Annotated in this window: 2 protein-coding genes; both read left to right on the forward strand. The window is 72.3% G+C overall.

Annotated elements, in window-relative coordinates; genetic code table 11:
* The first annotated feature begins 404 nt into the window (after window positions 1–404).
* Window positions 405–1,640 (forward strand): prenyltransferase/squalene oxidase repeat-containing protein, encoded by a 1,236-nt coding sequence (locus GRC12_RS43690; protein ID WP_208785986.1) that lies wholly within the window; start codon window positions 405–407, stop codon window positions 1,638–1,640.
* Window positions 1,637–2,299 (forward strand): SCO2322 family protein, encoded by a 663-nt coding sequence (locus tag GRC12_RS43695; RefSeq protein WP_208785987.1) that lies wholly within the window; start codon window positions 1,637–1,639, stop codon window positions 2,297–2,299. The genes GRC12_RS43690 and GRC12_RS43695 overlap by 4 nt, the downstream gene beginning before the upstream one ends.
* The last annotated feature ends 65 nt before the right edge of the window (window positions 2,300–2,364 follow it).

Genomic DNA, 2,364 nt, shown 5'->3' on the forward strand with positions numbered 1-2,364 from the left:
GCACCACCCACCCGGCGTCGAGCTCGTAGACGTCGGAGGTCCGCCCGGACCCGAGCAGCCTGCCGCCGCCATCGCCACCGCCGCTGCCGTCCCTCCCCGTGATCCCCATGACCCGGAACGTACCGCGCCCCACAGCCGCCGCTCAGGTGATTCCTACGGGCCGGTAGAGTGGCCGGGTCGTCATCACGCCCGTACGGGGGGAAGCCGGTGCAATTCCGGCGCTGACCCGCAACCGTCATCCGGCCGGACCCCGGCCGGTGAGCCGGACTGCCCCGTACGGACTCGTGACCGGCTCACGTGCGTCGGCAGTTCGCCGGCACACGGCACCGTCGAGGAATACGGGGCCGAGCCGCCGGGGTGTCCCGTGCTGCCCGGCTCCCCACAGGGAGAGGCATCCGCCGATCATGAACGTCGTCAGCCGCTGCGCCGCGGCCCTGGCCGCCACCGTGGTGATCGGCACCGCGACCCCCGCGGTCGCCGCACCGCCGTCTCCCTCGCCGAAGGTGGCGATACCCGACGGGTTGTACGGCACGGCGGATCCGACTTACGACGGGGTGTGGCGGCAGTCGCTCAGTCTGCTCGCGCAGGACACCGTGGGGGTGAAGCCCGCCGCCAAGGCGATCGACTGGCTGCTGGGCCAGCAGTGCGCGAACGGTTCCTTCCCCGCATTCCGCGCCGACACCGAGGCTCCCTGCGGCGCCAAGGCGCCCGTCGACACCAACAGCACGGCGGCCGCCGTCCAGGCCCTCGCCGCGCTCGGCGGCCACGACACGGCCTCCGGCAAGGCGGTGACCTGGCTGAAGTCCGTCCAGAACAAGGACGGCGGCTGGGGCTACTCGCCGGGCGGCGCCAGCGACGCGAACTCGACGTCCGTCGTCATCGGCGCACTGACCGCCGTCGGCGAGAAGCCGGAGGCCGTCGTGAAGGACGGCAAGTCCCCCTACGACGCCCTGCTGAAGCTGGCGCTGCCCTGTGACGCGGGTGGCGCCTTCGCCTTCCAGCCGGACAAGAGGGGCAAGCTGGCGGCCAACGCGGACGCGACGGCGGCGGCCGTTGTGGGGGCGCTGGGCAAGGGGCTGGCCGGGGAGCCGGTCAAGCCGCAGGGCACGGGCCCGACCTGCAAGGACGCGAAGTCCCCTGAGCAGGCCGCGCAGAACGGTGCCGCGTACCTCCTCAAGTCCCTGGCCAAGGACAAGCACCTCACCTCGGCGCTGCCTGGGGCCAAGCCCCAACCGGACTACGGCAACACGGCCGATGCCGTCCTCGCCCTCGCGACCGCGGGTCAGGGCGAGAAGGCAGCCGAGACCATGCGCTGGCTGGAGGCCAACTACGCGACCTGGGCCGAGCAGTCCGGGCCCGCCGCCTACGCCCAGCTGATCCTCGCCGCGAACGCCGAGACCTCCGACTACAACGACTTCGGCGGCCAGGACCTTGTCAGGCTCCTCAACGCGACAGGCCCGAAACCGGCCGCTCTTCCGACGGCCGGCGCCTACCCCACCAAGGAGTCGGAGCCGGCCGGGAAGCACGCCGAGAAGAAGGACTCCGGGTTCGGCGTCTGGTGGTTCGTCGGAGTCTGCCTCGTCGCGGGCATCGGCGTGGGCTTCCTGATCAGCGGCCGGAACAGGAAGCGACAGCCGTGATCCGCCGGACCACGCTGCTCCTGACGGCACTGCTCCTGCTCCTCACCCCCGCCCAGCAGGCCCAGGCCACCGGCTACCGCTACTGGTCCTTCTGGACCCGCACCGCCACGCACTGGACCTACGCCACCCAGGGCCCCTCCACCGACCGTCCCTCCGACGGTGACGTCCAGGGGTTCCGTTTCTCCGTGAGCGAGGACTCCAGCGACGCGGCGACCCCTCGGGGGACCGCCGACTTCGCGACGATCTGCGCGAAGACACCGGCGCGGGACGGCAGGAAGCGGGTGGCCCTGCTCATCGACTTCGGCACCCGCGCGGACGCGCCGTCCGGCGAGACCCCGCCCCCCACCCGCACGGCCTGCGCCCAGATATCTCCCGACGCGACCACGGCGGAGGCCCTGGCCACGGTGGCGAAGCCCCTCCGCTACGACACCAACGCCCTGCTCTGCGCGATCGCCGGCTACCCGGAGAAGGGCTGCGGGGAGCAAGTGACGACCGGCAAGAAGTCGCAGACTGCCACGAAGGAGAAAGAGGGGGAGAAGGAGGGGGAGAAGAAGGGGAGTGACGGTCCCTCGGTGGGGCTGTGGACGGGCACGGCGGTCGTGGCCGTGCTGGGCGCGGCAGCGGTCTGGCAGGCGAGGCGGCGCAGGCATGTCCGGTAGCGAGGCACAGAAGGAAGGCAGTCACACCACCGAGGCTGCTCCCCCGCCGAGGAGGGACCCCGCCC

This window comes from Streptomyces griseorubiginosus (assembly GCF_017614965.1).
Classification (GTDB): domain Bacteria; phylum Actinomycetota; class Actinomycetes; order Streptomycetales; family Streptomycetaceae; genus Streptomyces; species Streptomyces griseorubiginosus_B.